Annotated in this window: 25 protein-coding genes; 5 read left to right on the top strand and 20 right to left on the bottom strand. The window is 57.0% G+C overall.

Annotation, left to right across the window (positions count from 1 at the left end; genetic code table 11):
- The first annotated feature begins 13 nt into the window (after positions 1–13).
- Positions 14–841, top strand: coding sequence for an NADPH-dependent 7-cyano-7-deazaguanine reductase QueF (gene queF, locus ACLPGZ_RS17500; RefSeq protein WP_203145671.1), 828 nt, complete (start codon positions 14–16; stop codon positions 839–841).
- 175 nt (positions 842–1,016) lie between these two features.
- Here queF and ACLPGZ_RS17495 read toward each other — a convergent pair whose 3' ends face one another.
- The 15 genes from ACLPGZ_RS17495 to orn form a co-directional block, all read right to left on the bottom strand.
- Positions 1,017–2,267 carry an MFS transporter gene (locus ACLPGZ_RS17495; protein ID WP_060185272.1) on the bottom strand — a complete coding sequence of 417 codons (1,251 nt, stop codon included), beginning with the start codon at positions 2,265–2,267 and terminating at the stop codon, positions 1,017–1,019.
- A 5-nt stretch (positions 2,268–2,272) separates the two neighbouring features.
- Complete coding sequence (gene pgsA / locus ACLPGZ_RS17490) at positions 2,273–2,845, bottom strand: CDP-diacylglycerol--glycerol-3-phosphate 3-phosphatidyltransferase (RefSeq protein WP_026482947.1); 573 nt, start codon at positions 2,843–2,845, stop codon at positions 2,273–2,275.
- A gap of 39 nt (positions 2,846–2,884) precedes the next feature.
- Entirely contained in the window at positions 2,885–4,708 is a 1,824-nt protein-coding gene (gene uvrC / locus ACLPGZ_RS17485) for an excinuclease ABC subunit UvrC (RefSeq protein WP_035272716.1), read from the bottom strand.
- The gene (gene nagZ / locus ACLPGZ_RS17480; RefSeq protein WP_035272713.1) at positions 4,671–5,726 is read right to left on the bottom strand and encodes a beta-N-acetylhexosaminidase; all 1,056 of its coding nucleotides are present in this window, start codon (positions 5,724–5,726) and stop codon (positions 4,671–4,673) included. Before nagZ ends, uvrC begins: the two co-directional genes overlap by 38 nt.
- Positions 5,723–6,181 carry a holo-ACP synthase gene (gene acpS, locus ACLPGZ_RS17475; protein ID WP_060185274.1) on the bottom strand — a complete coding sequence of 153 codons (459 nt, stop codon included), beginning with the start codon at positions 6,179–6,181 and terminating at the stop codon, positions 5,723–5,725. The genes nagZ and acpS overlap by 4 nt, the downstream gene beginning before the upstream one ends.
- A 131-nt stretch (positions 6,182–6,312) precedes the next feature.
- Positions 6,313–7,626 carry a phenylacetate--CoA ligase PaaK gene (paaK, locus tag ACLPGZ_RS17470; RefSeq protein WP_009455971.1) on the bottom strand — a complete coding sequence of 438 codons (1,314 nt, stop codon included), beginning with the start codon at positions 7,624–7,626 and terminating at the stop codon, positions 6,313–6,315.
- A 74-nt stretch (positions 7,627–7,700) separates the two neighbouring features.
- Positions 7,701–8,162, bottom strand: a complete 462-nt coding sequence (gene paaI, locus ACLPGZ_RS17465; protein ID WP_009455979.1) for a hydroxyphenylacetyl-CoA thioesterase PaaI — start codon at positions 8,160–8,162, stop codon at positions 7,701–7,703.
- Positions 8,162–8,953, bottom strand: coding sequence for a 2-(1,2-epoxy-1,2-dihydrophenyl)acetyl-CoA isomerase PaaG (gene paaG / locus ACLPGZ_RS17460; protein WP_026482952.1), 792 nt, complete (start codon positions 8,951–8,953; stop codon positions 8,162–8,164). Before paaG ends, paaI begins: the two co-directional genes overlap by 1 nt.
- Before the next feature lie 14 nt (positions 8,954–8,967).
- Positions 8,968–10,632, bottom strand: coding sequence for a phenylacetic acid degradation protein PaaN (gene paaN / locus ACLPGZ_RS17455; RefSeq protein WP_022983271.1), 1,665 nt, complete (start codon positions 10,630–10,632; stop codon positions 8,968–8,970).
- Positions 10,633–10,715: 83 nt separating this feature from the next.
- A complete protein-coding gene (paaE, locus tag ACLPGZ_RS17450) occupies positions 10,716–11,798 on the bottom strand; it encodes a 1,2-phenylacetyl-CoA epoxidase subunit PaaE (protein WP_009455981.1) in 1,083 nt (360 codons plus the stop codon).
- A gap of 4 nt (positions 11,799–11,802) precedes the next feature.
- Positions 11,803–12,303 carry a 1,2-phenylacetyl-CoA epoxidase subunit PaaD gene (gene paaD / locus ACLPGZ_RS17445; RefSeq protein WP_060185316.1) on the bottom strand — a complete coding sequence of 167 codons (501 nt, stop codon included), beginning with the start codon at positions 12,301–12,303 and terminating at the stop codon, positions 11,803–11,805.
- Between the two features lie 5 nt (positions 12,304–12,308).
- Positions 12,309–13,073: a 1,2-phenylacetyl-CoA epoxidase subunit PaaC gene (gene paaC / locus ACLPGZ_RS17440; RefSeq protein WP_035272706.1), complete on the bottom strand. Its 765-nt coding sequence runs from the start codon at positions 13,071–13,073 to the stop codon at positions 12,309–12,311.
- Between the two features lie 8 nt (positions 13,074–13,081).
- Entirely contained in the window at positions 13,082–13,366 is a 285-nt protein-coding gene (gene paaB / locus ACLPGZ_RS17435) for a 1,2-phenylacetyl-CoA epoxidase subunit PaaB (protein ID WP_003799192.1), read from the bottom strand.
- Positions 13,367–13,460: 94 nt separating this feature from the next.
- Complete coding sequence (gene paaA, locus ACLPGZ_RS17430; RefSeq protein WP_009455984.1) at positions 13,461–14,453, bottom strand: 1,2-phenylacetyl-CoA epoxidase subunit PaaA; 993 nt, start codon at positions 14,451–14,453, stop codon at positions 13,461–13,463.
- A gap of 286 nt (positions 14,454–14,739) precedes the next feature.
- Positions 14,740–15,285: an oligoribonuclease gene (gene orn / locus ACLPGZ_RS17425; RefSeq protein WP_009455985.1), complete on the bottom strand. Its 546-nt coding sequence runs from the start codon at positions 15,283–15,285 to the stop codon at positions 14,740–14,742.
- Positions 15,286–15,328: 43 nt separating this feature from the next.
- Between orn and ACLPGZ_RS17420 the strand changes: the two genes are divergently transcribed.
- Both ACLPGZ_RS17420 and rsgA read left to right on the top strand, forming a co-directional pair.
- Entirely contained in the window at positions 15,329–16,576 is a 1,248-nt protein-coding gene (locus ACLPGZ_RS17420) for a M48 family metallopeptidase (protein WP_429641749.1), read from the top strand.
- Positions 16,573–17,472 (top strand): ribosome small subunit-dependent GTPase A, encoded by a 900-nt coding sequence (rsgA, locus tag ACLPGZ_RS17415; RefSeq protein WP_115633857.1) that lies wholly within the window; start codon positions 16,573–16,575, stop codon positions 17,470–17,472. Before ACLPGZ_RS17420 ends, rsgA begins: the two co-directional genes overlap by 4 nt.
- A gap of 78 nt (positions 17,473–17,550) precedes the next feature.
- Here the strand turns inward: rsgA and ACLPGZ_RS17410 are convergent, their stop codons facing one another.
- A complete protein-coding gene (locus ACLPGZ_RS17410) occupies positions 17,551–18,222 on the bottom strand; it encodes an NUDIX hydrolase (RefSeq protein ID WP_429641752.1) in 672 nt (223 codons plus the stop codon).
- A gap of 153 nt (positions 18,223–18,375) precedes the next feature.
- A complete protein-coding gene (gene rplS / locus ACLPGZ_RS17405; RefSeq protein WP_003799181.1) occupies positions 18,376–18,750 on the bottom strand; it encodes a 50S ribosomal protein L19 in 375 nt (124 codons plus the stop codon).
- A gap of 272 nt (positions 18,751–19,022) precedes the next feature.
- Here rplS and ACLPGZ_RS17400 point away from each other — a divergent pair, with 272 nt between their 5' ends.
- Positions 19,023–19,298, top strand: a complete 276-nt coding sequence (locus ACLPGZ_RS17400; protein ID WP_035272700.1) for a lipoate protein ligase C-terminal domain-containing protein — start codon at positions 19,023–19,025, stop codon at positions 19,296–19,298.
- Positions 19,295–20,065 carry a lipoate--protein ligase family protein gene (locus ACLPGZ_RS17395; RefSeq protein ID WP_035272697.1) on the top strand — a complete coding sequence of 257 codons (771 nt, stop codon included), beginning with the start codon at positions 19,295–19,297 and terminating at the stop codon, positions 20,063–20,065. Before ACLPGZ_RS17400 ends, ACLPGZ_RS17395 begins: the two co-directional genes overlap by 4 nt.
- A gap of 31 nt (positions 20,066–20,096) precedes the next feature.
- On the opposite strand, the gene ACLPGZ_RS17390 is transcribed toward ACLPGZ_RS17395, so the two are convergent.
- The 3 genes from ACLPGZ_RS17390 to ACLPGZ_RS17380 form a co-directional block, all read right to left on the bottom strand.
- The gene (locus ACLPGZ_RS17390; RefSeq protein WP_026482961.1) at positions 20,097–20,291 is read right to left on the bottom strand and encodes a hypothetical protein; all 195 of its coding nucleotides are present in this window, start codon (positions 20,289–20,291) and stop codon (positions 20,097–20,099) included.
- Positions 20,292–20,498: 207 nt separating this feature from the next.
- Complete coding sequence (locus tag ACLPGZ_RS17385) at positions 20,499–21,140, bottom strand: peroxiredoxin (protein WP_009455994.1); 642 nt, start codon at positions 21,138–21,140, stop codon at positions 20,499–20,501.
- A gap of 186 nt (positions 21,141–21,326) precedes the next feature.
- Positions 21,327–23,144 carry an acyl-CoA dehydrogenase gene (locus ACLPGZ_RS17380; RefSeq protein ID WP_083053350.1) on the bottom strand — a complete coding sequence of 606 codons (1,818 nt, stop codon included), beginning with the start codon at positions 23,142–23,144 and terminating at the stop codon, positions 21,327–21,329.
- Between the last annotated feature and the right edge of the window lie 81 nt (positions 23,145–23,225).

The raw sequence follows: 23,225 nt of genomic DNA, 5'->3' as shown, positions 1-23,225 counted from the left end.
GCAGCACCCGTCAATGAGCAACAACTCCCCTCTTAAAGACTCGCCTCTTGGGCACGATGTGGTTTATCCCACACAGTACGACCCCAGTGTCCTGTTTGGTATTGAGCGCTCCCTGAACCGCCAGGCGCTTCAGGTTCCCGAGCAATGGTATGGCGCCGATATCTGGAACGGTTACGAGATCTCCTGGCTCAATCCCAAAGGCAAACCTGTCGTCGCCCTGGCGCGCTTTGTTATTCCCTGGAATAGCCCACGCATCATCGAGTCCAAATCCTTCAAGCTTTATCTGAACTCGTTTAATGATGAAGTGGTGGAAGATATGGCCAGCCTTGTACAGCGCATGGAGCAAGACTTGAGCGCGGTTGCCGGTGCCGCTGTCAATGTGACGCTGATTCCGCTCAAGGCCTTGAACGGTCAGCCTATCAGCCAGTTGGAAGGCCACTGCATTGATGAGCTGGACATCAGCATTCAAGACTACACCCCACAAAGCGACTTGCTGCAATGCTTGCCAGACGCCCCCATCGTGACCGAGTCTCTGGTCTCTGATTTGCTCAAGTCCAATTGCCCCGTTACCGGTCAACCCGACTGGGGCAGTGTGCAAGTACGCTATACCGGCCCACAGATTGATCCCGCTTCCTTGCTGCGCTATATCGTCTCACTGCGCCGTCACACCGAGTTCCATGAACATTGCGTGGAACGTCTCTACAGCGATATTCAGCAAAGCTGCAAGCCTGAGCGTTTGCTGGTGTATGCGCGCTACACCCGCCGTGGGGGCCTGGATATCAACCCCTGGCGCAGCAGCCATGCTGATAGCGTGGAAGAACCACGCCTGGCGCGTCAGTAGTCTCTATATAGCTATATAGAAAAGCGTGAACCGGAAAAGCCAATATGCTTTTCCAGGTTCGCGACTACAAGAGACCAGCTTTAAGGCAAGGCAAGAAAAAACCCCAAAACCTTGATAGGTTTTTGGGGTTTTCTTTTATGGCCTTGCGAAGAGGCCTTGCATAGCAGTAAGCAGATCAGGACTTGGTCGCGCGGCTTACTGTAGAGGCCACATACACAGCCAAACCGGCCGCGGTCCAATACCCGATGGCGGCACCATACCAGGGAGCCTGGGTCAGACCCACGTCCAGCAGCAAACCAAAGCCCACTGGTGCCAGGGAAGAACCTACGTCCATGCCCGAGTACACTAGGCCATACACTGCGCCGGTAGACCCTTTGGGGGTAACACGGCGTATCAGCATGTCCCGCGATGGCGAGGCAATGCCCGAGCAGAAACCAGCCGCCCCCACCACAAACAAAGCCAGCGAAGGCATGACCCAACCTGCCCCCAGTACTAGCAACAAAGCGCCCGATACGCACAGGGACACAAACACAATCAATTCAGAACGTGGTGTCGTGGAAGCAATAAAACCACCCACAAACATGCCCGCTGCCGAAGCCAGCATGAAGCCGGACAAGGCCGTACCCGCCGTTACCTTATCAATGCTATAGGTGTTATGCAGCATAGGGATGGTGTAATTCTGCACCACGGCCATCGCTGCTGTAGCAAAGGCAAAGAACAGGAAGGCACCCCACAGGGAAGGACGCGACAGCAAGGTAGATAGCGTCGTCCAAACCGATTCCTTGCTCTGTGGACGTGCAGGCGCTGTTCCCGAGGCTGTACGTCCCGCCAAGGCATCCCGGTTCATCAGAACCAGCACCAGAATGGCCGCAATCAGGGCTGCCGCCGACAGTACAGCAACGCGCCAGTTGAAATAGATGGTCAGCGTGGTAATAAAGACCGGCGTCAAGGCCCAGCCCAGATTCCCCGTCAAACCATGTGCGCTAAAAGCGTGGCCCAAACGAGCCGGGCTGACACGATGATTCAGGATGGAGTAATCCACCGGGTGGAACACGGCATTGCCCACGCCACCGATCAAGGCAGCTGCCAACAGCATTCCATAGCCATTGGCCGTCCCGATCAGCAAGGCCGCCACCACAAAACAGGACAGACCCACTTTCAGGACCGGCAAGGCTCCGATACGGTCAACCAGAAAACCGGAAGAGGCCTGCCCAAAACAGGACACCAGATAAAAGGTGGTCACCAGACCACCCAAGGTCAGGAAGTCGTAACCGAACTCTTGGCCAAGGGAAATATACAGTGTGGGCAGAATCAGCTGAAAGAAGTGCGAACTGGCGTGTGCGATACCGATAACGCCAATAACCCGCCAGTCCTGTGAACCGTCAGGCCCCGCCCCATCCAGCGTCGTTGTTGATGAATTAGCCATTTATCTTAGAGCTGCTTTTTCTTGATTTCCGGCCAGGCCTTCTGCAAGTAATAGCACATGGACCAGACCGTGAGAACCGCGGCCACAATAATCAGGGCTTGCCCAATAATCCGTGTCGGCAGGCCCATGACAGGCGACCAGTACAACAAACAAGGAATGGCAACCATTTGCGCGGCGGTTTTGAATTTACCCAAGCGATGAACTGCCACACTACCACTGGCACCAATCTTGGCCATCCATTCCCGCAATGCCGAAATGGTGATTTCACGGCCAATAATAATCAGGGCGATAAAAGCATCCACACGGCCCAAATCCAGCAAGACCAGCAAAGCGGCACTGACCATGAGTTTGTCCGCAACCGGGTCCAGGAAGGCCCCGAATGAGGACGTCTGGTTCCAGCGGCGAGCCAGCCAGCCGTCAAACCAATCCGTTGCGGCGGCCACGATAAACACCGAAGCGGCCCACAGATCGCGTGTTTCCATGCTCAGCCAATCCGCTGGCAGATAAAACAGGGCGACGATCAAGGGGATCAGAACGATGCGAAGCCACGTCAGGGCTATGGGCAGATTAAAAGGCATAGCTTGGATACCAACCTAATTTAAAACAAAGGCTCTCGCCTATCGTAAAGCATGATAAATGCGTTCGGCCAGTTCAGTGGATATTCCATCAACCGCACTAAGCTCATCAATACTTGCGTCCGCAACGCCACTAAAACCACCAAAGCGAGCCAGCAGACGCTGACGCCGTTTGGCGCCAATCCCGTCAATATCTTCCAGGCGTGACACATTGCGCGTTTTGGCACGTTGGGCACGCATGCCCGTAATGGCAAAACGGTGCGCTTCGTCACGCACCTGAGCGACCAGCATCAGTGCCGCCGACTCCACACCCAAAGCCACAGGCGGGCGATCATCGGCAAATACCAGGGTTTCCAGACCTACTTTACGCTTTTCACCCTTGGCAACGCCGACCAGGACGTGAATATCCAGGCCCAGTTCCACAAAAACCTGGCGGGCAATTTCCACCTGCCCCTTGCCACCGTCGATCAACACAATGTCGGGCAAAGGCGCCAAACCTTCGGCAACCCGCGAGAAACGTCGGTTCAGCACTTGGCGCATGGCCGCATAATCATCGCCGGGCGTGATGCCTGCAATGTTGTAGCGGCGATAAAGCGAGTTCTGCATCTCGTGGTGTTTATAAACCACACACGAGGCTTGGGTGGCCTCCCCTGCGGTATGGCTGATATCGAAACATTCAATGTGCAGGGTATCAAGCTGGGCCTCATCCAGGTCCAGTTGCAGGGCTTCGGCCAGGGCTCGGGTACGGTCAGCACGAGCGGTGGATTCGCTCAGCACACGGGCCAAGGCCAGGCCGGCATTCTTGGTGGCCTGCTCCAGCCAGATCTTGCGTACCCCTTGGGGGCGCACCACCACACGCGCCTTCACACCGGTTTGCTCAGCCAGCAATGGCATCAGGTCTGCATCGGGCAAAGCGTGCGAACAGACCAGAACCGGCGGCATGCGGCGCTCCAGATAGTGCTGGGCGATAAACGCGGCCAGCACATCGCTAGGGGTGTCATCGTTGATTTGGGTGGGGAAGAAAGCACGGTCACCCAAGTGACGACCGCCACGCACCATGGCCAGGTTCACACAGAACTTACCACCGGCGTTCAGCACCACAATAATGTCTACGTCTTCCTTGCCCACCTGCTCCATGCTTTGCTGCTGCAGTACGGCGGACAGGGCTTTCATCTGGTCGCGCAAAATCGCTGCCTGCTCGAAATCCAGCGAGTCCGAAGCCTGCATCATGCGCTCTTGCAGCTCGCCCAGAATTTCAGAGGTATTCCCGTCCAGAAAGCTGATGGCGCGCTGCACATCCAGCTGATACTGCTCGGGCGCGATCAAGTTCACACAGGGGGCCGAACAGCGCCCGATCTGATGCAGCAAACAGGGACGGCTGCGGTTGGCGTAAACGCTGTCTTCACAGGTCCGCAAACGAAACACCCGTTGCAGGATCTGAATGGTTTCACGCACCGCCCAGGAGTTGGGATAAGGGCCGAAAAAATGCCCTTTCCCGCTGGTGCTGCCCCGGTAATAGGCAATACGCGGCGCCTGATGGGCGCTGATCATCAGGTAGGGGTAGGACTTGTCGTCCCGGAAAAGAATGTTGTAGCGCGGCCGCAGACGCTTGATAAGGTTGTTTTCCAACAGCAAGGCCTCGGCCTCGCTGCGGGTAACAGTTACCTCGATGCGCGCGACGCGCGCCACCATATGGGCAATACGGGGACTGCTCAGCGTTTTCTGGAAGTACGAGCTGACACGGCGCTTGAGATCACGCGCCTTGCCCACATACAGTACCTCGCCCTGTTCGTCGATATGCCGGTACACGCCCGGCAGATTCGGCAAATCAGACAGAAAGGATTTTAGATTGAAGTCCGCGGGCATATTGATAGTGTTCATCCGCTTGCAAAGCGTCCCAATCCAAGGCTGGCGTCGTCGGCATCAGACGACGGATGCGATTTTGTGATTCCTCGGAAATCGTGAAATCCAGGCGCGAGAGCAGATCGTCGGCCAGATCGGGACGATTGCATACCAGCACCATGTCGCAACCGGCCCCCAAGGCGGCCTGAGCACGTGCCAGGATATCGCCCACGACAGTGGCGCCTTCCATGGTCAGGTCGTCGGAAAAAATCACGCCGTCATAAGCCAGGGCCTTGCGCAGCACACGCTGAATCCAGTATGGCGAAAAGCCGGCTGGCAGCGGGTCCACTTTGGAATAAATCACGTGTGCCGGCATCACCGAAGGTAGCTGCAAGGTGCCCAGCCAGCCATAAGGAGCGGCATCCTCGTCCAGAATCTCTTCCAGCGTACGGTCGTCAACGGGAATCTCGTGATGCGAATCTGCCTCTACGCCGCCATGGCCAGGAAAGTGCTTGCCGCAGGCAGCCATACCGGCCTTGTTCAGACCACGGATCAAGCCGGCCGCCAACATGGAGACGGCACGGGGATTACGGTGGAAAGAGCGATCACCAATCACCTTGCTGACACCCCAGTCCAGATCCAGTACCGGCGTAAAGCTCATATCCACGCCGCAAGCGCGCAGCTCGGCCGCCAGCACATAGCCCGTATCGGCGGCAACAGCAGCGGCCTTGACCGCATCGCGCGTCCACAGTTGCCCCAACTGGCTCATGGCGGGCAGCGTGGTAAAGCCATCCTCGCGGAAACGCTGTACCCGCCCCCCCTCGTGGTCCACGGCGATCAGCAAAGGCTCATCCCGCGCTTCGTGAATGGACTGGCACAGGGCGGTCAGCTGAGCACGATTTTCAAAGTTGCGGCTGAACAGGATCACGCCACCGACCAGAGGGTGACGCAGGCGCTCACGCTCCTGATCCGTCAGGACCATGCCCTGCACGTCCACCATGACCGGGCCCGGAGGCAGCACTGCTTGCGAGGAAGAACTCATTTAGTATCAGACTCAGCTAAGGATAAGGAAGGAATGGCAGGCGCTTTGGCTTCCAGCACCACAAAGGCCATGGCCATATCGGATTCATCTGTCAGGGAAATATGAACGGCCCCGAAGCGGGCGTCAAACCAGTCTTGCAAATCAGCAGACAGGCGCACTACCGGGCGGCCACCAGGCGCGTTCAAGGTTTGCATGCGTGACCAGGCCATAGGCATGCGCATGCCCAGCCCCACCGCTTTGGAAAAAGCTTCCTTGGCTGCGAAGCGGGTGGCCAGATAGCGCAGGCCGCGCACCGGGTCGCGTGCCTGACGGCGGGCATAGACCTCTCGCTCCTGCTCGCCCAGAATGCGCTTTACAAAGCGATCACCATGACGAGCCAAGGCGCGCTCGATCCGCTCGATACGGATCAGGTCGGTGCCGATGCCGGCAATCAAACCGGACGGTATTGGGGGCATGATGTCATCAGAAAAAATACCGCAAAAGCGGCCTGGGCCGCCTACCAGCTTGCAATGATACCGTGAGAGCGCGGAATACAAAAACGGCCCTGCCAGAGCAGAGCCGTTTTTTTGACGTCAATCCGCCAGACTTAGAACGCGCGCTTGTCGATCACACGTTTGGCTTTGCCCGTCACAGTACGCTCGACCATGCCGGAGGACTGCACACGAATTCGTGCGCTGACACCGATAAAGGTCTTGATGGAGTGGCTCAGACGACGGGCCATTTGCTCACGCTCGGCGTCGTTCAGGTGATTGAACTCGGGACGCACTTCAACCAGAATTTCCAGTTCGTCCATATTGCCGTTACGGCTCAATACCAACTGATACTGGGCGGCCAGCTCGGGCATCTTCAGAACCAGTTCTTCGACCTGGGTCGGGAACAGGTTCACGCCACGCACAATGACCATATCGTCGCTGCGGCCCGTAATCTTGCCAATACGGCGCATGCTGCGCGAAGTGGGCGGCAACAGTTGTGTCAGGTCGCGAGTGCGGTAGCGAATGACGGGCATGGCTTCCTTGCTCAGCGAGGTAAAGACCAGTTCGCCACTTTCACCCTCAGCCACAGGCTCGCCGGTTTCAGGGTTGATGATTTCGGGGTAGAAATGGTCTTCCCATACCACTGGGCCGTCCTTGCTTTCCACACACTCCATGGCCACGCCCGGGCCCATCACTTCGGACAGACCGTAGATGTCCACGGCGTCGATGCCAGCGCGCTGCTCAATATCCAGACGCATCTGGCCGGTCCAGGGCTCGGCACCAAAAATACCGATACGCAAGGAGGTATCGCGGGGGTCCATGCCCTGGCGCTCGATCTCTTCGACGATATTGCAGAAGTACGAAGGGGTAACCAGAATCACGTCAGGACGGAAATCCTGAATCAGCTGAACTTGTTTTTCAGTCTGGCCGCCGGACATGGGAACCACGGTACAACCCAAGCGCTCGGCACCGTAGTGCGCACCCAGACCGCCGGTGAACAGGCCGTAGCCGTAAGCCACGTGGGCAATATCACCGGGGCGGGCACCGGCCGCCCACATGGAACGGGCAAACAGATCGGCCCAGGTGGAGATGTCATTGGCGGTATAACCCACCACGGTTGGCTTGCCCGTGGTGCCACTGGAAGCATGCACGCGTGCTACCTGTTCACGGGGAACCGCAAACATCTTGAAGGGGTAGTTGTCACGCAGGTCCTGCTTGGTCGTGAAAGGGAACTTGGAAATGTCCGACAACTGCTTCAAGTCGTCGGGGTGCACGCCCGCTTCGTCAAATTTCTGCCGATAGTGCGGCACATTCTCGTAAGCATGCTTTAGCGTCCATTTCAGACGCTCCAGCTGCAAGTTGCGGATTTCGTCAACACTTGCATGCTCAATGGCATCGCGGCCAACCTGTTCTTTAATTGCTGTCATGGTGTACTCCTGCCCTGCCGCTGGTGTGGTACTTCCGCCCCCCCCGGGTCTACAGGGTATGTATCGTCAAAAAATTATTTTTTTTCAATCCCGCCCAGTACCGTGCCATTCAGCCGGTACGAGCGCCCACGGAACAAGGCAACGCGCTTGTTGTTCTGGTTGACCACCTCGATGTCATACACCCCGGTGCGACCGGCCAGGGAGGCCTCGACCGCACGAGCGGTCAGGACGTCCCCTTCAAAGGCAGGAGCCAGGTAATCGATAGTGCAGCCGGACGCAACAGTCGGTGCATTGCGAGAATTGCAGGCAAACGCAAAGGTGCTGTCAGCCAACGCAAAAATGAAACCACCGTGACAGGTCTTGTGCCCGTTGAGCATGTCGGCGCGCACCGTCATGCTCATGTCGGCCTTGCCCGGTGCCACGCTATCCAGGCTCAGGCCCAAAGCCTGAGATGCCTGGTCATTGCCATACATATGGTCACTGACCTGCTCGGCCAGTGCTTGTGGGTCTTCAACAGCCATTGCGTTGCTTTGCATTACTTTCCTTTAAATTGGGGGGCACGCTTGCCCAGGAATGCATTAACACCCTCGCGGTAATCCTCGGATGCACCCAGTTCACGCATCAAGTCGCGCTCCAGATCCAACTGTTGATCAAGCGAATGGGCATCACTGGCATAAATCGCTTTCTTGGCATAGGCCAGACCTTTGGTCGGGGCCTGCGCAAAATGGGCGGCCAGTTCGTTCAGGCGAGCCTGGAAAGCTTCATCGTCCACGCACTCCCAGATCAGGCCCCACTGCGCTGCCTGCTCGGCCGAGAGCTTGTCACCCAGCAAAGACAGGCCCATCGCGCGTGCCGTGCCCACCAGACGAGGCAGGAAGAAGGTACCGCCAGTGTCAGGCAGCAAGCCCAGGCGGCAGAATGGCTGGATGAAGCTGGCCGAACGAGTGGCGATCACGATGTCACCGGCCAGAGCCAGGTTCGCGCCAGCACCGGCGGCCACACCATTGACACCCACCACCACAGGGGCCGCCAGCGCACGCAGACGGCGCACCAGCGGTGCGTAGAATTTTTCAATGGTGGCACCCAGATCCACGGGGGCATCGCCCGCGCTCATCTGACGCTCGGACAGGTCCTGGCCGGCGCAAAAGCCACGGCCATTACCGGTCAGAATCAGCACACGCAGATCCGCGCACTGTTCCACTTTATCCAGAGCCTGAGCCAGCTCGCCGTGCATATCGGCCGTGAAGCTGTTGAGCTTGTCGGGACGATTCAAGGTAATGCGTGCTACGCCATTTTCCAGCTGAAATTGAATACTTTGGTCAGTCACCTGGCCACCCTCCTTTAGAAATGCCAGCGAGTCTGAACGACACGGAAGCGGTTAGCAACATAGGCCGAATCCGACAGGGATGCGTTGGCAGCCGGGTTGGCGCCAGTGCCGTGGAAGTCGCTATAGGCTGCGGTCTGGTTGATGAACACAGCGCCGGTCAGGTTCAGGGACAGGGATACGCCGGAACGCTCGGCCATGCGCTGAATCTTGGCGGTCACGGCATCATCGGTGCTGTAAGCCGACAAGGTCAGTGCGCCGTGCTCGATCACGTTGCGACCTGCCACTTCAATGCTTTGCTCGGTCGAATCGGTTTGCACCACAAAAACGATGGGGCCGAACCATTCTTGTTGAATCTCGGGCTGATCCACACGGGCCTGCAAGACCAGCGGTGTACGTACGCGGGCACCGGGGAATGCGGGGTGTTCCAGCGTTTGGCTATCAGCCAGGATAGGCATGCCCAATTGGCGAGCCTGATCAATACGCTGTGCGCAGGCTTCGTTTTGCACGGCACCCGTAATTTCAACGGCACGGGCCGGATCGGACACCAGCTTTTGCACTGCCTGGGCCAGACCTTGAGCCACTTCGTCAAAGCTCATCACGCCATCGGCAGTACGGATACCGTCACGAGGCACGTAAATGTTTTGAGGGGCGGTACACATCTGGCCGGAGTACAGCGCAAAGGAGAACGCCAGGTTGCGGGCAACCGCCTTGAAATCCTCAACCGAATCAATAATCACCTGATTCACACCAGCTTTTTCGGTGTAGACCAAGGCGTGGCGAGCATTTTCTTCCAACCAGTTACCGTTCTGGCTGCTGCCGGTAAAGTCGATCAGCTTGACGGCCTTGTTCAGTGCCAGTTGCTGGGCGGTGTCTTCCGATGGCTCGTGAGCGGCCAGCAAGACCACATTAGGATTGAAGCCGGCTTCGGCCAGCACTTCGCGGGCGACAGCAACGGTAATGGCCAGAGGCAGAATCGCGCCAGGGTGCGGCTTCACAATTACGGTGTTACCGGTTGCCAGCGAGGCAAACAGACCGGGGTAACCGTTCCAGGTCGGGAAAGTGGAGCAACCAATCACCAGACCAATGCCACGGGGCACGACTTTGAACTGTTTCTTCATCTGGATGGGATCGTGCTTGCCCTGGGGCTTGATCCAGTCAACCAGACCGGGGATACGGGACATTTCCTGCCAGGCGTAGGCCACGGCTTCCAGCGCACGCTCCTGGGCGTGAGGGCCACCGGCCTGGAAGGCCATCATGAAGCCCTGACCCGTGGTGTGCTGCACAGCGTGAGCGATCTCGAAGCTGCGCTGATTCAAGCGATGCAGGATTTCCAGGCAAATGCCAACCCAGGCTTGCGGGCCAGCATCGCGCCAGCTGTCCAACGCCAGTTGCGACTGAGCCAGCAATTGGTCCACCGGCACTTTGGGGTAGCTAATGCCCAGATCAAAACCAAAAGGCGATTGCTCGTTGCCGACTTCACCTTGTGCGCCTTCCAGCGTCAAGGGAAAGGCTTTGCCACGGTAGGCTTCAAAAGCAGCCTGACCATCCTGAGCCGCGGTTTCACCGTAGGCGCGCGGGCTGGGATTTTCAGGATAAGCGCTCCAGAAGTTGCGCTCCAGAATACTGCTCAAAGCCTGATCCAGCGTTGCCTGATGCGTCTTGAAAAAATCTGCTGCCATACAATGTGCTCCTGAAACTAGTAGGACGCCAAGCTGGGAAGCTGGCGTCCAGATTCTTGAAAAACCGCTATTTTGCTGCGGTCTTAGGTTTCCTGATCGAAGTCAATCACCACCCGGTCGGTAACCGGAAAGCTTTGGCAACTGAGCACGAAACCGCGGGCTACTTCGTAATCTTCCAATGCAAAGTTGGCGTCCATGTCCACTTCGCCCTCTACCACTTTGCAACGGCAGGTAGAACAAACCCCACCTTTACAGGAGTAAGGCAATTCCAGCCCTTGCTCCAGTGCCGCGTCCAGAATGCTGCTGTTGCTTTTGCTGATAGTCAGGTTGCGGGTAATGCCGTCCTGAATCACGGTCAGCTCGCACTCTTCCTTGCCCGGAGCCTTGCGCGACTCTTCGCCCGTACGCAGTGCACGTGGGCCTTTGGGAGCGCCGAACAGCTCGAACTTGATCTGGGATTTTTCCAGGCCGTTTTCCTGCAAGGCAGCAACCACCTGCTCGCTCATGTCCTGGGGACCACACACAAAGGCCACGTCCACACTGGCCGGGTCAAACCATTGCTGCATCAGCTGGCGCACTTTTTCGCCATCCAGACGGCCGTTGAACAGGTCGATATCCTGCGTTTCCCGGCTCATGATATACACGATGGAGAAACGTTCCATATAGGTGTTTTTCAGGTCCTCGATCTCTTCGCGGAACATGATGGCCGAGGAAGCACGGTTACCGAAAAACAGCGTGAAAGTGGACTTGGGCTCGGTATCCAGCGCGGTTTTTACCAGCGACAGAATCGGTGTAATGCCACTACCGACCGCAAAGGCGGCGTAACGGTGAGCCTGGCTGGGATCAAAGTCCACGGTGAAGTTGCCATCAGGCGGCATCACTTCCAGGGTGGCGCCCGCTTCCAGATGACTATTGGCCCAGGTGGAGAAAGCGCCATCATTCACACGCTTGATCGCCACGCGCAGCAACCGATCGTGCGGAGCCGCACAGATCGAGTAGGAGCGGCGCAATTCCTGGCCATCCAGGTGAGTGCGCAAGGTCAGGTACTGACCGGGACGAAACTGAAACACATCCTGCAAATCCTCGGGCACGGTAAAGGCCACCACCACGGCGTCGCGGGTGCTGCGGGAGACCGAGGCCACAGGAAGAGAATAAAACTGACTCATAGGACTAATGCGCCTTAAAGTAATCGAATGGTTCACCGCAGCTGATGCAGCGATACAGCGCTTTACAGGGTGTGGAGCCAAACTGGCTGATCACCCGTGTATGCGTGGAGCTGCATTGAGGACAGGCCACCACGGGCGCCTCGGGCTGACGCAGCAAACCAGAAATATCAACCGCACTTTGGGCCGGAGGAGCGATACCGTAGTCGCGCAAGGCCAGCTTGCCCTGCTCGCTCATCCAATCGGTCGTCCAGGCCGGTGACAACTTGGTATCCACCCGAACCTGCTCGATACCGGCCTGTTGCAAGGCCTGTTCAATCGAGTGGCTCATTTCGTACATCGCCGGACAACCGGAGTAGGTCGGTGTGATGGTGACCACACACACGTCCTGCTCCCAACTCACGTCACGCACAATGCCCAGGTCCAGCAGGGAGATCACGGGGATCTCCGGGTCTGGAACCGTGGCCAGCACTTGCATGACCTGCTCGGTGCTCCAGGTCTGTGTCATGGCGATCACCAAGTGGCGTCAGGATACATACGTGGCAGGTGCTGCATTTCTGCCAACAGAAACCCTAACGCTTCCGTGTGACGGCCTTGCGGACCACCACGGTAGGCCTTGTGCTGAGCATCCTGCTCGGCCGGGCAACGCAAGGTGGCGCGCTCCAGCGCATTCTGGATGTACTCCAGGCAAGGCTGCCACAGGCTGGCCATCAACGGCACAGCCTGACGCTGAGCCAGTTCCTCGGTGACCTCGTCATCCAGGAACAGCTCACCCAGGTAGAACCAGGCATCATCAATGGCTTTTTGCATGCGCTTGTGGCTTTCCGGGGTGCCATCACCCAGGCGCACGATCAAGTCGGTCGAGCGGCGCAGGTGATACAGCACTTCTTTATGCGCCTTCTGGGCAATCTCGCGAATCTGCTCGTCGCTGGATTCGATCAACTGCTCCAGCAGGAAGCAATGCCAGGCATCAAACAGGAACTGACGTGCCAGCGTGTCGCCGTAGTGACCATTCTCACGCTCCACCAACAAGTAGTTGGTGTACTCGTGGACGTCTCGGTGATAGGCCAGACGATCTTCGTCCCGGCCCTGACCTTCGGTCTCACCTGCCAGTGTCAGCCACATACGGGCCTGGCCCAGCAAGTCCAGTGCCGTATTGGCACAGGCCAGTTCTTCTTCCAGAGCCGGGCCGTGGCCAGTCCACTCACCCAGGCGCTGAGCCAGCACCAGGGTGGAATCGCCCATGCGCAGGGCGTAGGAAAACAAAGCTTTGTCCATACCAGTTCCTACATATTGATGCCGTCAGGCATGGGGAAAAACGTAGGGTGACGGTAGACCTTGGTGTTGGATGGCTCGAACAGCGGGCCTTTGTCACCAGGGCTGGAAGCAGCGATATCGGCTGCACGTACGACCCAGATGCTCACGCCTTCGTTACGGCGGGTGTACACATCACGGGCATTGTTGATGGCCATTTCGGCGTCCGGAGCATGCAGGCTGCCTACGTGCTTGTGGGCCAAGCCATGCTGGCTGCGAATGAAAACTTCCCACAGGGGCCAATCGTTCTTGCTCATAACTGAAAATTCCTTGCTGTGCAGCGGCGCTGTCAAAGCGCCTGCTGCGAATCGGATCGAATCAGAAACCGTGCTGGTTTCCTAGCCTTCTTGATCAGGCCACCTTGCGGACGGCTTCCTGCTTTTGGGCATGTGCATCCAGTGCATCACGGAACCAGGCGCCGTTCTCGTGGGCCTGGACTCGGGCTTCGAGTCGCTCACGATTACAGGGACCATTGCCCTTGATCACCGCCCAGAATTCTTCCCAGTCGATCTCGCCAAAGTCGTAGTGACCGCGCTCTTCGTTCCAGCGCAGATCAGGGTCAGGAATGGTCAGACCCAGGTACTCGGCCTGAGGCACGGTCTGGTCCACCATCTTCTGGCGCAGTTCGTCGTTGGAGAACAGCTTGATCTTCCACTGCATGGACTGGGCGCTGTTGGTAGAGTCCGCATCCGAAGGACCGAACATCATCAAGGCAGGCCACCACCAGCGGTTGATGGAATCCTGAACCATGGCCTTTTGCTCCGGCGTACCGTGCAAGCACATCTGAATCAGCAAGTCGTAACCCTGGCGCTGGTGGAAGGACTCTTCCTTGCACACGCGCACCATGGCACGGGCATAAGGACCGTAGGAGCAGCGGCACAGCGGAATCTGGTTGATGATGGCCGAGCCATCGACCAGCCAGCCGATCATGCCGATATCGGCCCAGTTCAATGTTGGGTAGTTAAAAATACTGGAGTACTTGGCTTTGCCCGACAGCAGATCGTCGACCAGTTTGTCACGGCTTACGCCCAGCGTTTCGGCCGCGCTGTACAGGTACAGACCGTGACCGGCCTCGTCCTGCACCTTGGCCATCAAGATGGCTTTGCGCTTGAGCGAAGGGGCACGAGTAATCCAGTTACCTTCGGGCAGCATCCCGACAACCTCGGAGTGTGCGTGCTGAGAAATCTGGCGAACCAAGGTTTTGCGATAGGCTTCGGGCATCCAGTCCCTGGCTTCGATGCGGACACCCTCATCGATGCGCTCTTGGAACCGACGCTCTTCGTCGGACATCTGCTCGATATCCTGGACCTGCTTGACGCCTGTCTCTACAAGTTGTGCATACATGACCATCCCCGGTAAGAGTGCAGAAAGCGCCCAAACAAATTTGTTTCGACGCAAACCATATACACTTCATTATTTAATACGAAAAATGTGATGTCAATCGTAAAACCGTATCATATGGCCTTGAAGCAGATACTTTAAGGGTAAATACTTAGACGTAAAAAAACCGAGGTGCGACAAATCGCTATCCTCGGTTTTGATCCTGCCAATGTGTCCCCGCCTACAGCTGCAGCGCGCTCACGAACCGTGCCGGGACCCGCATCCCTTCCGCCCTGCCTGCCCTTCCCGTTTACAGACGGATGAAGTGCTCGCGGTAGTGTTTCAGCTCGTCAATGGACTCGTAAATATCGGCCAAGGCCTCGTGGCGGCTTTGCTTGACGAAACTTTTAACCACTTCAGGCTTCCAACGCAAAGCCAGTTCTTTCAGAGTGCTGACATCCAGATTGCGATAGTGGAAGAAAGCCTCCAGACGAGGCATGTAGCGGTACATGAAACGACGGTCCTGGCTGATGGTGTTGCCACACAGGGGCGACTTGCCAGCCGGTACGTGCTCTTTCAGGAATTCCAGCAACTGATCCTCGGCTTGCGCTTCGGTCAGGGTAGAAGCTTTGACCTTGTCGATCAGGCCGCTACGGCCATGCGTACCCTTGTTCCAGGCGTCCATGCCATCGAGCAATGCATTGCTTTGATGAACCACCAGAACCGGACCTTCCGCCACCAGAGTCAAGTCTGCTTCTGTTACCACGACCGCAACTTCGATGATGCGCTCTTTATCCGGATCCAGTCCTGTCATCTCCATATCGAGCCAGACCAGACGCTGTGTATGAACCGCCATATAATCATTCCTCAAAACGCCCATTTTACATATAGCCGCCTACATGCTGACTTTGTTGTTCATTATCTTTCTGCTTGCAGACGTTTTGCTGCGCTTTTATTTAGGCCTGCGGCAGATCCGGCACGTTTATCGTCATCAGAACGAGGTGCCGGCCGAGTTTTCCGAACGCATTGGCCTGCATAGCCATCAACGTGCGGCACGCTACACCATTGCACGTACCCGGCTGGGTTTAAGCGAGCGTCTGGTAGAGGCCCTGGTCTTGCTGGGCTTTACGCTGCTGGGCGGTCTGCAATGGCTGGATGTCACGCTGGGCAACTGGATCAGTCATGAACTGCTGCGTCAGCTAACCCTGATTGGCACGGTCCTGGCGATTATGGGTGTCGTGGGCCTGCCTTTTGCCTGGTATCGCAAGTTTGTACTGGAAGCGCGCTTTGGTTTTAACCGCATGAAGCCTGCCCTGTTCTTTGCCGATACCGCCAAAACTCTGATCATCGTCCTGATTCTGGGTACACCCTTGTGTGCCGCCCTGCTCAGTCTGATGGATTGGGCCGGCCCTTCATGGCCCTGGTACGGCTGGGGTCTGTGGCTGGTTTTCAATCTGCTGGTACTGTGGCTGTACCCGCGCGTTATCGCCCCTATTTTCAATACCTTCAAACCACTGGAAGATGCCAGCCTGCGTGAACGCATCAATGCCCTGGCGCAACGTTGCGGCTTTCAAACCAATGGCTTGTATGTGATGGATGGCTCGCGCCGCTCTGCCCATGGCAATGCATACTTCACCGGCCTGGGTCGCCAAAAGCGCATCGTGTTTTTTGATACCTTGCTGAACAAGCTCCAGCCCGAAGAAGTGGAAGCCGTGCTGGCGCATGAACTGGGCCACTTCAAGCATCGCCATATCCAACGCCGTCTGCTGATCAGCGTATTCACATCCCTGATCTTTTTTCTGCTGGCCGGCTGGGCCTGGGGCAAGGTGGGCTTTTATACCGAGCTGGGCGTGATTCCCCAGTTAGGTCGCCCCAACGACGCCCTGGCCCTGATCCTGTTCTTTATGGTGGTGCCTACCTTCACCTTCTGGATGGGCCCCTTGAGCGCCCTGCTCTCGCGCCGGGACGAATATCAGGCCGACAGCTTTGCCGCCCAGCACAGCCAGGCCCAGGACTTGATCAGCGCCTTGCTCAAGCTCTATAACGACAATGCCGCAACCTTGACGCCCGACCCTATGCACTCTGCCTTTTACGATAGCCACCCCAACGCGATTGATCGCATTCGACACCTGAAAAGCCTGGCATGACATCTAAATACATTAGCGGTCTGGTGACCGCCGCCCACGGTCGTCACTACTTTGTCGAACTGCCTGATGGCGAAACGATCAAGTGCTTCCCTCGTGGAAAAAAAGCCGGGATTGCAGTGGGCGATCAAGTCGATGTGTTGATGCAAGCCAAAGGGGAAGGCTCTATTGAGGCGGTGCAGGAACGGCGCAATCTGCTGTATCGCTCTGACGACTTCCGCACCAAGCAGTTTGCCGCCAATATTGATCAGCTTCTGATTGTGGTGGCACCGGAACCCGTGTACTCCGAAGACCTGCTGGGGCGTGCCCTGGTCGCGGCCTGGAGTGTGGATATTGAGCCGGTGATTATTCTGAACAAGGCCGATCTGAGCACCCACCTGGAACGGGCACGCACCAAGCTGGCCCCTATCGCCGCCCTGGGCGTCCCTATTCTGGAAATGGTGGCGCTGGAGCCAGAACAGACACGGGAAGCCCTGGCTCCCTGGCTGGCGAACAAGCGCACATTGCTGCTGGGGCAAAGTGGCATGGGTAAATCCACCCTGCTCAATGCTCTGGTCCCGGATGCCGGCGCACTGACCCAGGAATACTCGCAAGCCTTGGGTGCGGGCCGACACACGACCACCAGCACCCGCCTGTATCACCTGCCCAATAGCGGCGACCTGATCGACAGCCCCGGCTTCCAGGCCTTTGGCCTGTCGCATATGACACAGGAAGATATTGCGCACGGCTTCCCCGATTTCCGAAAAGCGGTGGAGTCCTGCCGCTTTTATAACTGCACCCACAGGCATGAACCGGGCTGTGGCGTGCTGGCGGCCATCGAAGCAGGCAGCATTCACCCTGAACGGCACGCGCTATACCAGCGTTTGCTGGCCGAGCACGAAAACAAGCCACGCTATTAAGGGAACAAGGGGCAAAGCAAAACGCCCCTTTTTTGTGAAGGCGGGATACGCTGCAAAGCGCCCGCCTGTCAGGCCTGATTACAGGCCTTTGGCGTGAGTATCCCCACCGGCAGACAACTGCACCCAGGCAGCCGACAAGTGGTGATAAAGATTACGGATCAAGACCGCCGTAGCACCCCAGATAAAGTACGGCCCCCAAGGGATGGAGAAGTAGTAACGCCCTGCCCCGTCCAGCAAATCGGCGTGATGCAATTGATGACGCTGCGGGTCCAGCAGGACCGACAAGGGCACTTCAAAGACCTCGGCCACTTCAGAGCTATCGGGCAACACCTGAAAACCCTCTTGCAGCTCGCCAATAATGGGGCGCATCGCAAACTGGGTACTGGTCACAAAAATAGGATGCTGACCCAGATAACGCACAAAGCGCGGCTCGATGCCGATCTCTTCCTGGGTTTCACGCAAGGCGGCTTCGACCGGCCCCAGATCCGAGGCTTCAATACGTCCACCGGGAAAACTGATCTGCCCCGCATGATTGTGCAGGTGCATGGCCCGACGCGTAAAAATGACGGTAGGCCCTTCGGGGCGCTGCATCACGCCAATACAGACGGCGGAGCGCACATTCATGGAACCGGGCAAAAACTCTGGATAAAAGGAGCTGCGAAACAAAGGCTCGACCTGCCACTGTATGGGCTGGGCAAAAGCGCTACGCAGAAAATCCAGTTGCTGGGCCTGAGCAGGCAATTCAGGCAAAGAATCTAATGCAACCAGAGGCTGGCTGCGAGGGTCGAATCCAGGAACGATAACGGGCCTGATACGAGGCTTATCCATAAGAACTGGTATGTGATCCCACATAAAAACAAAGGCACCCGCCTGGGTGCCTTTGCATCGCTGTTCGCTTGGGAATTAGTTACCCGAACGACGAACGAGTTTTTCTTTGATGCGAGCGGCTTTACCCGAGCGATCGCGCAGATAGTACAGTTTAGCACGACGCACAGCGCCACGACGCTTGACTTCGATGCTGGCGATCTGAGGGGAATACAGCTGGAATGTACGCTCAACAGCTTCGCCCGAAGAAATCTTGCGAACGATGAAAGAAGAGTTCAGACCACGATTGCGACGGCCGATAACCACGCCTTCGTAAGCCTGGACACGCTTACGCGTACCTTCAACCACGTTTACGTTCACAACAACAGTGTCACCAGGACCGAACTCGGGAGGCAGCTTGCCACCGGTCAGGCGCTGGATTTCTTCTTGCTCAAGAATAGCGATCAAATCCACGATTGACTCCAAAACCATCGTATCAGCCGCACACATTATAAAAATCGCGCTGACAGAGGATGAAAAAATGATTAGCCCATGATTCTATCAGCAAAAAGCCTGAATTACCAAGCTTTTTGACTGATCGCAGCGTCGTTTCCCGGCGTTTAACTACGCTAAAATACGACACTTTGGGCACGGTGCCCCCGTATTAAACGCAGCAAAGGCGGAAATTTACTCGCTTCGCCCTCCCCTTGGCAAAAAGGGGCCGACCTTATCAAAGGACACAGTCTATGCATGCTGAATACAAAGTCCCTGGCGGCAAGCTGGTCGTGATCGATCTGGATGTCAAAGACCATATGATCGAACAAGCACGATTGAGCGGCGACTTTTTTCTGGAACCCCCCGAAGCACTGAGCCTGATCAACCAGGCCCTGCAGGGTCTGTCCGTCAACAGCAGTGCCGAAGAAATTGCGGCTCACGTTAGCCGCGCCCTGCCCAAGGACATTGAAATGTTCGGTCTGGACCCGCAAGCCATTGGCGTGGTCGTGCGGAGGGCCTTGGCATGATGAGCTGGAACGAGTTGCCCTGGGAACTGGTCCATATGGAGCCGCAACCCGCTGCCCTGCATATGGCCCTGGATGAAATCATCACCCAGGAAGTCAGTGAAGGCACCCGCGCCCCCACCCTGCGCATCTGGGAGTGGCAGGAAGCGGCAGTGGTGATTGGGCGTTTCCAGTCCTTGCGCAATGAAATTGAAGCCGAGGCAGCTGCCCGTCACGGTATACGCGTCGTGCGCCGTATCAGTGGCGGTGGTGCCATGTTCATCGAGCCAGGCAACACCATAACGTATTCGCTTAGCGTACCCAAGCAGTTTGTAGCCGGCATGACGTTTCAGGAGTCCTACGAGTTTCTGGATTCCTGGGTGATCGAAGCCCTGCGCGAAATTGGTATTGATGCCTGGTACCAACCGCTGAACGACATTACCAGTGCTGGTGGAAAAATTGGCGGCGCCGCACAAGCACGCCGTGGCAATGCTGTCTTGCACCATGTGACCATGGCCTACGATATTGATGCTGACAAGATGCTGGAAGTCCTGCGCATCGGTAAGGAAAAACTCTCGGACAAAGGCACCACCAGCGCCAAGAAACGCGTGGACCCTATCCGCAGTCAAACCGGCATGAGCCGCGAGGCTGTGATTGAAGCCATGCTGGACGTGTTCCGCAAAAAGACGGCACTTCAACCCCGCACACTGGAAACACCCACACTGGAGCAGGCCGAAAAACTGGCACGCGACCGTTTCCTGTCAAACGACTGGACACAACTGGTGCCCTGATCGCCCCTTGGAACAGCACAAGGGCGTGGCCTTAAAACCCGCCCATGCTGCCCAACCACAACAAGCCAGGAATACTGGCACCCCACACGGCAACCAAACATACATCCATGACCTTGGCCTTGAAAGACAGAGGCTTGGTAAATGGGCTGGACGAGGCCGCGGAACGGACAGGGCCACGGAAACGTGGAGTGGCTTGAGGACGGTAATGACGGCTCGGACTGGACATGGCTAACTCCGTTTACTGTTTTCTTATACAGCACTGTACTTAAAACCAGCATCGAGTGCAATTAGTACCTGCGCTGATGTTGCGCCTTGTCCACTGATGCGCTGAGCCCAAGCGAGAGCCGTCTACCTGAAAAGGCTGTACCCACAAAAAAGCCCTCGTGCCATAAGCAGGAGGGCTTTTTGTCTGAGCCTAAAGGCCAAGTGGCGATTACTTGTTAGGCTGAGGCGTCACACGCAGGTAAGGACGGATCTCGGTGTAGCCTTTGGGGAATTTCTGCTTCAGAACTTCCGGATCTTTCAGGCTGGGAACGATGATCACGTCGTCGCCGTCTTCCCAGTTCACTGGCGTGGCCACGCTGTGGCTGTCGGTCAGTTGCAGGGAATCGATCACGCGCAGGATCTCGTTGAAGTTGCGGCCCGTGCTGGCTGGGTAAGTGATGATCAGACGCACTTTCTTGGCCGGGTCGATGATGAACACCGAACGCACTGTCACGGTGGTGCTGGCGTTGGGGTGGATCATATCGTACAGATCCGACACCTTGCGGTCAGCATCAGCCAGGATGGGGAAGTTAACGGTGGTTTTTTGAGTTTCGTTGATGTCATCAATCCACTTGCCGTGGGAATCAACGTCGTCAACGGAAACGGCAATCACTTTCACGCCGCGCTTGGCGAACTCATCCGCCAGCTTGGCGGTGTAACCCAGTTCGGTGGTGCACACAGGCGTAAAGTCGGCTGGGTGGGAGAACAGAACGCCCCAGCTATTACCCAAGAACTCGTGAAACTTGATGGTGCCAGCGGAGGATTTTTGTTCAAAATCAGGGGCCAGGTCACCCAGACGAAGTGTAGCCATTACGTTCCTCTTTTCGAAATGCAGCCGCGATCAGGAGATCACCGACTTAAATAATCAGGACTAGTCAGATGATTTTGTCAGTATAAAGAGTACGTTTCAAATAATTAAACGTTATATCAATATACCCAAAAAAGGCCCGGCAGCCAAAGAAGCTGCGCGGGCCTTCATGCCTTGGGGCTGATCGAGTTACAGCAGCTCAGTCGACAGGTAAGGAGTCAGCTCCACACCATCCGCTACGGACTGTGCCAAGGCACCGGCACGTGGCAGCAAGTGGCTGGCAAAGAACACGCTGGTCGAGAGCTTGCGGCGCAGGAATGGATCCTGACTGCCTTCGCTCAATGCTTTCTCCGCAGCCAAAGCGGCACGGGCCATTTGCCAGCCAGTCAGCACATAGCCGGACAGCATCAGGAATGGCACGCTGCCCAGGAACACGGCAGGCAGGTCTTTCTGAGCGTTCATCAGAGTGAACATGGCAGCGCGTTCCACGCTCTTCACACCGGCTTCCAGACGATCGGCGATCAGGGTCAAGGCCGCTTTGTGATCACCGCCTTGAGCCGCACGTTCACGCAACTTGGCAACAGTTGCGCCCAACTCGGGAGCCAGGCCCTGGATCACAGCGCCGGCATCACGCAGAACCTTGCGACCGATGAAGTCATTGGCCTGAATCGCGGTTGTCCCTTCGTAGATAGGCAGAATGCGCGAGTCGCGGTAATGCTGGGCCGCACCAGTTTCCTCGATAAAGCCCATACCACCGTGCACCTGCACGCCCAGGGAAGTCACTTCCAGGGACATTTCAGTGCTGAAACCCTTGACCACAGGCACCAGGAACTCGTACAGGGCCTGGTAGCGCTTGCGGGCATTTTCGTCAGCACTGTGACGCGCCTTGTCGTTCACACCGGCAGCAAAGTAAGCCAAGGCACGGGAGCCTTCCGTCAGAGCACGCATTTGCACCAGCATGCGCTGCACGTCGGGGTGATGGGCAATCGACACGGCCTTGCCGCCAGTCAGAGGCGCACCCTGTACACGCTCGTTGGCGTATTCAAGAGCCTGCTGGAATGCACGTTCGGCCACGGCGATACCTTGCACACCCACCGCATAACGGGCCGCGTTCATCATGATGAACATGTACTTCAGGCCTTCGTTTTCCTTACCGACCAGGTAGCCGACGGCACCCTCGCCCACATCACCCTTGCCCGAGCCGTACAGCAGCACAGCGGTTGGGCTACCGTGGATGCCCAGTTTGTGCTCCAGCGAAGCACACCAGACATCGTTACGCGCGCCCACGGAACCATCGTCGTTCACCATGAACTTGGGCACGATGAAAAGCGAGATCCCTTTCACACCGGCAGGCGCATCAGGCGTACGAGCCAGCACCAGATGGACGATGTTCTCGGCCATATCGTGCTCACCGTAGGTGATGAAAATCTTTTGACCGCTGATGCGGTAGCTGCCGTCATCCTGAGGAACAGCACGGCTGGCAACCTGGGCCAGATCCGAACCGGCCTGAGGCTCGGTCAAGTTCATGGTGCCGGTCCAGCGGCCTTCCAGCAAAGGAGGCAGGAAACGTTGTTTCTGTTCTTCCGAGCCAACCATGGACACGGCTTCGATTACGCCGTCGGTCAGCAAAGGACACAGGGAAAAAGCCAGGTTGGCAGCATTGATGTTTTCACATGCCACGGCGCCGATCAGCTTGGGCAAGCCTTGGCCACCCAGTTCGGCTTCGTGCTGCAAACCCTGCCAGCCAGCTTTTGCAAATTCTTCAAAGGCTTTCTTGAAGCCGGGTGTGGTGGTGACCACACCATCATTCCACTTGGCGCCATTCTGATCACCGGCGCGGTTCAAAGGTGCTACTTCCTGCTCAACGAAGCGGGCGTTCTCATCAATAATGGCATCGATCAACTCGGCCGAGAAATCCTCAAAGCCAGGCAATTCCAGCACACCAGGTAGATCAGCCAGCTCTGTAAGTGCAAAGCGGATGTCTTGGGTGGGTACACGATACGTCATGAACACTCCTACACAGAAACAAAAAGGACCGAAGCCACAATCAGGCCCCTAGGATATACGCACTGAAAAAAAGCCTGCTGG

Source organism: Alcaligenes sp. Me129 (genome assembly GCF_050487245.1).
Taxonomy (GTDB): Bacteria; Pseudomonadota; Gammaproteobacteria; order Burkholderiales; family Burkholderiaceae_B; genus Alcaligenes; species Alcaligenes phenolicus.
The sequence above is the reverse complement of the archived record's forward strand: the minus strand, read 5'-3'. Positions and strand labels throughout refer to the sequence as shown.

Excerpts from the sequence above, each read along its gene's own strand:
- queF (WP_203145671.1), top strand. The coding sequence starts at position 14 with ATGAGCAACAACTCCCCTCTTAAAGACTCGCCTCTTGGGCACGATGTG.
- ACLPGZ_RS17495 (WP_060185272.1), bottom strand. The coding sequence starts at position 2,267 with ATGGCTAATTCATCAACAACGACGCTGGATGGGGCGGGGCCTGACGGT.
- pgsA (WP_026482947.1), bottom strand. The coding sequence starts at position 2,845 with ATGCCTTTTAATCTGCCCATAGCCCTGACGTGGCTTCGCATCGTTCTG.
- uvrC (WP_035272716.1), bottom strand. The coding sequence starts at position 4,708 with ATGCCCGCGGACTTCAATCTAAAATCCTTTCTGTCTGATTTGCCGAAT.
- nagZ (WP_035272713.1), bottom strand. The coding sequence starts at position 5,726 with ATGAGTTCTTCCTCGCAAGCAGTGCTGCCTCCGGGCCCGGTCATGGTG.
- acpS (WP_060185274.1), bottom strand. The coding sequence starts at position 6,181 with ATGCCCCCAATACCGTCCGGTTTGATTGCCGGCATCGGCACCGACCTG.
- paaK (WP_009455971.1), bottom strand. The coding sequence starts at position 7,626 with ATGACAGCAATTAAAGAACAGGTTGGCCGCGATGCCATTGAGCATGCA.
- paaI (WP_009455979.1), bottom strand. The coding sequence starts at position 8,162 with ATGCAAAGCAACGCAATGGCTGTTGAAGACCCACAAGCACTGGCCGAG.
- paaN (WP_022983271.1), bottom strand. The coding sequence starts at position 10,632 with ATGGCAGCAGATTTTTTCAAGACGCATCAGGCAACGCTGGATCAGGCT.
- paaE (WP_009455981.1), bottom strand. The coding sequence starts at position 11,798 with ATGAGTCAGTTTTATTCTCTTCCTGTGGCCTCGGTCTCCCGCAGCACC.
- paaD (WP_060185316.1), bottom strand. The coding sequence starts at position 12,303 with ATGACACAGACCTGGAGCACCGAGCAGGTCATGCAAGTGCTGGCCACG.
- paaC (WP_035272706.1), bottom strand. The coding sequence starts at position 13,073 with ATGGACAAAGCTTTGTTTTCCTACGCCCTGCGCATGGGCGATTCCACC.
- paaB (WP_003799192.1), bottom strand. The coding sequence starts at position 13,366 with ATGAGCAAGAACGATTGGCCCCTGTGGGAAGTTTTCATTCGCAGCCAG.
- paaA (WP_009455984.1), bottom strand. The coding sequence starts at position 14,453 with ATGTATGCACAACTTGTAGAGACAGGCGTCAAGCAGGTCCAGGATATC.
- orn (WP_009455985.1), bottom strand. The coding sequence starts at position 15,285 with ATGGCGGTTCATACACAGCGTCTGGTCTGGCTCGATATGGAGATGACA.
- ACLPGZ_RS17420 (WP_429641749.1), top strand. The coding sequence starts at position 15,329 with ATGCTGACTTTGTTGTTCATTATCTTTCTGCTTGCAGACGTTTTGCTG.
- rsgA (WP_115633857.1), top strand. The coding sequence starts at position 16,573 with ATGACATCTAAATACATTAGCGGTCTGGTGACCGCCGCCCACGGTCGT.
- ACLPGZ_RS17400 (WP_035272700.1), top strand. The coding sequence starts at position 19,023 with ATGCATGCTGAATACAAAGTCCCTGGCGGCAAGCTGGTCGTGATCGAT.
- ACLPGZ_RS17395 (WP_035272697.1), top strand. The coding sequence starts at position 19,295 with ATGATGAGCTGGAACGAGTTGCCCTGGGAACTGGTCCATATGGAGCCG.
- ACLPGZ_RS17390 (WP_026482961.1), bottom strand. The coding sequence starts at position 20,291 with ATGTCCAGTCCGAGCCGTCATTACCGTCCTCAAGCCACTCCACGTTTC.
- ACLPGZ_RS17385 (WP_009455994.1), bottom strand. The coding sequence starts at position 21,140 with ATGGCTACACTTCGTCTGGGTGACCTGGCCCCTGATTTTGAACAAAAA.
- ACLPGZ_RS17380 (WP_083053350.1), bottom strand. The coding sequence starts at position 23,144 with ATGACGTATCGTGTACCCACCCAAGACATCCGCTTTGCACTTACAGAG.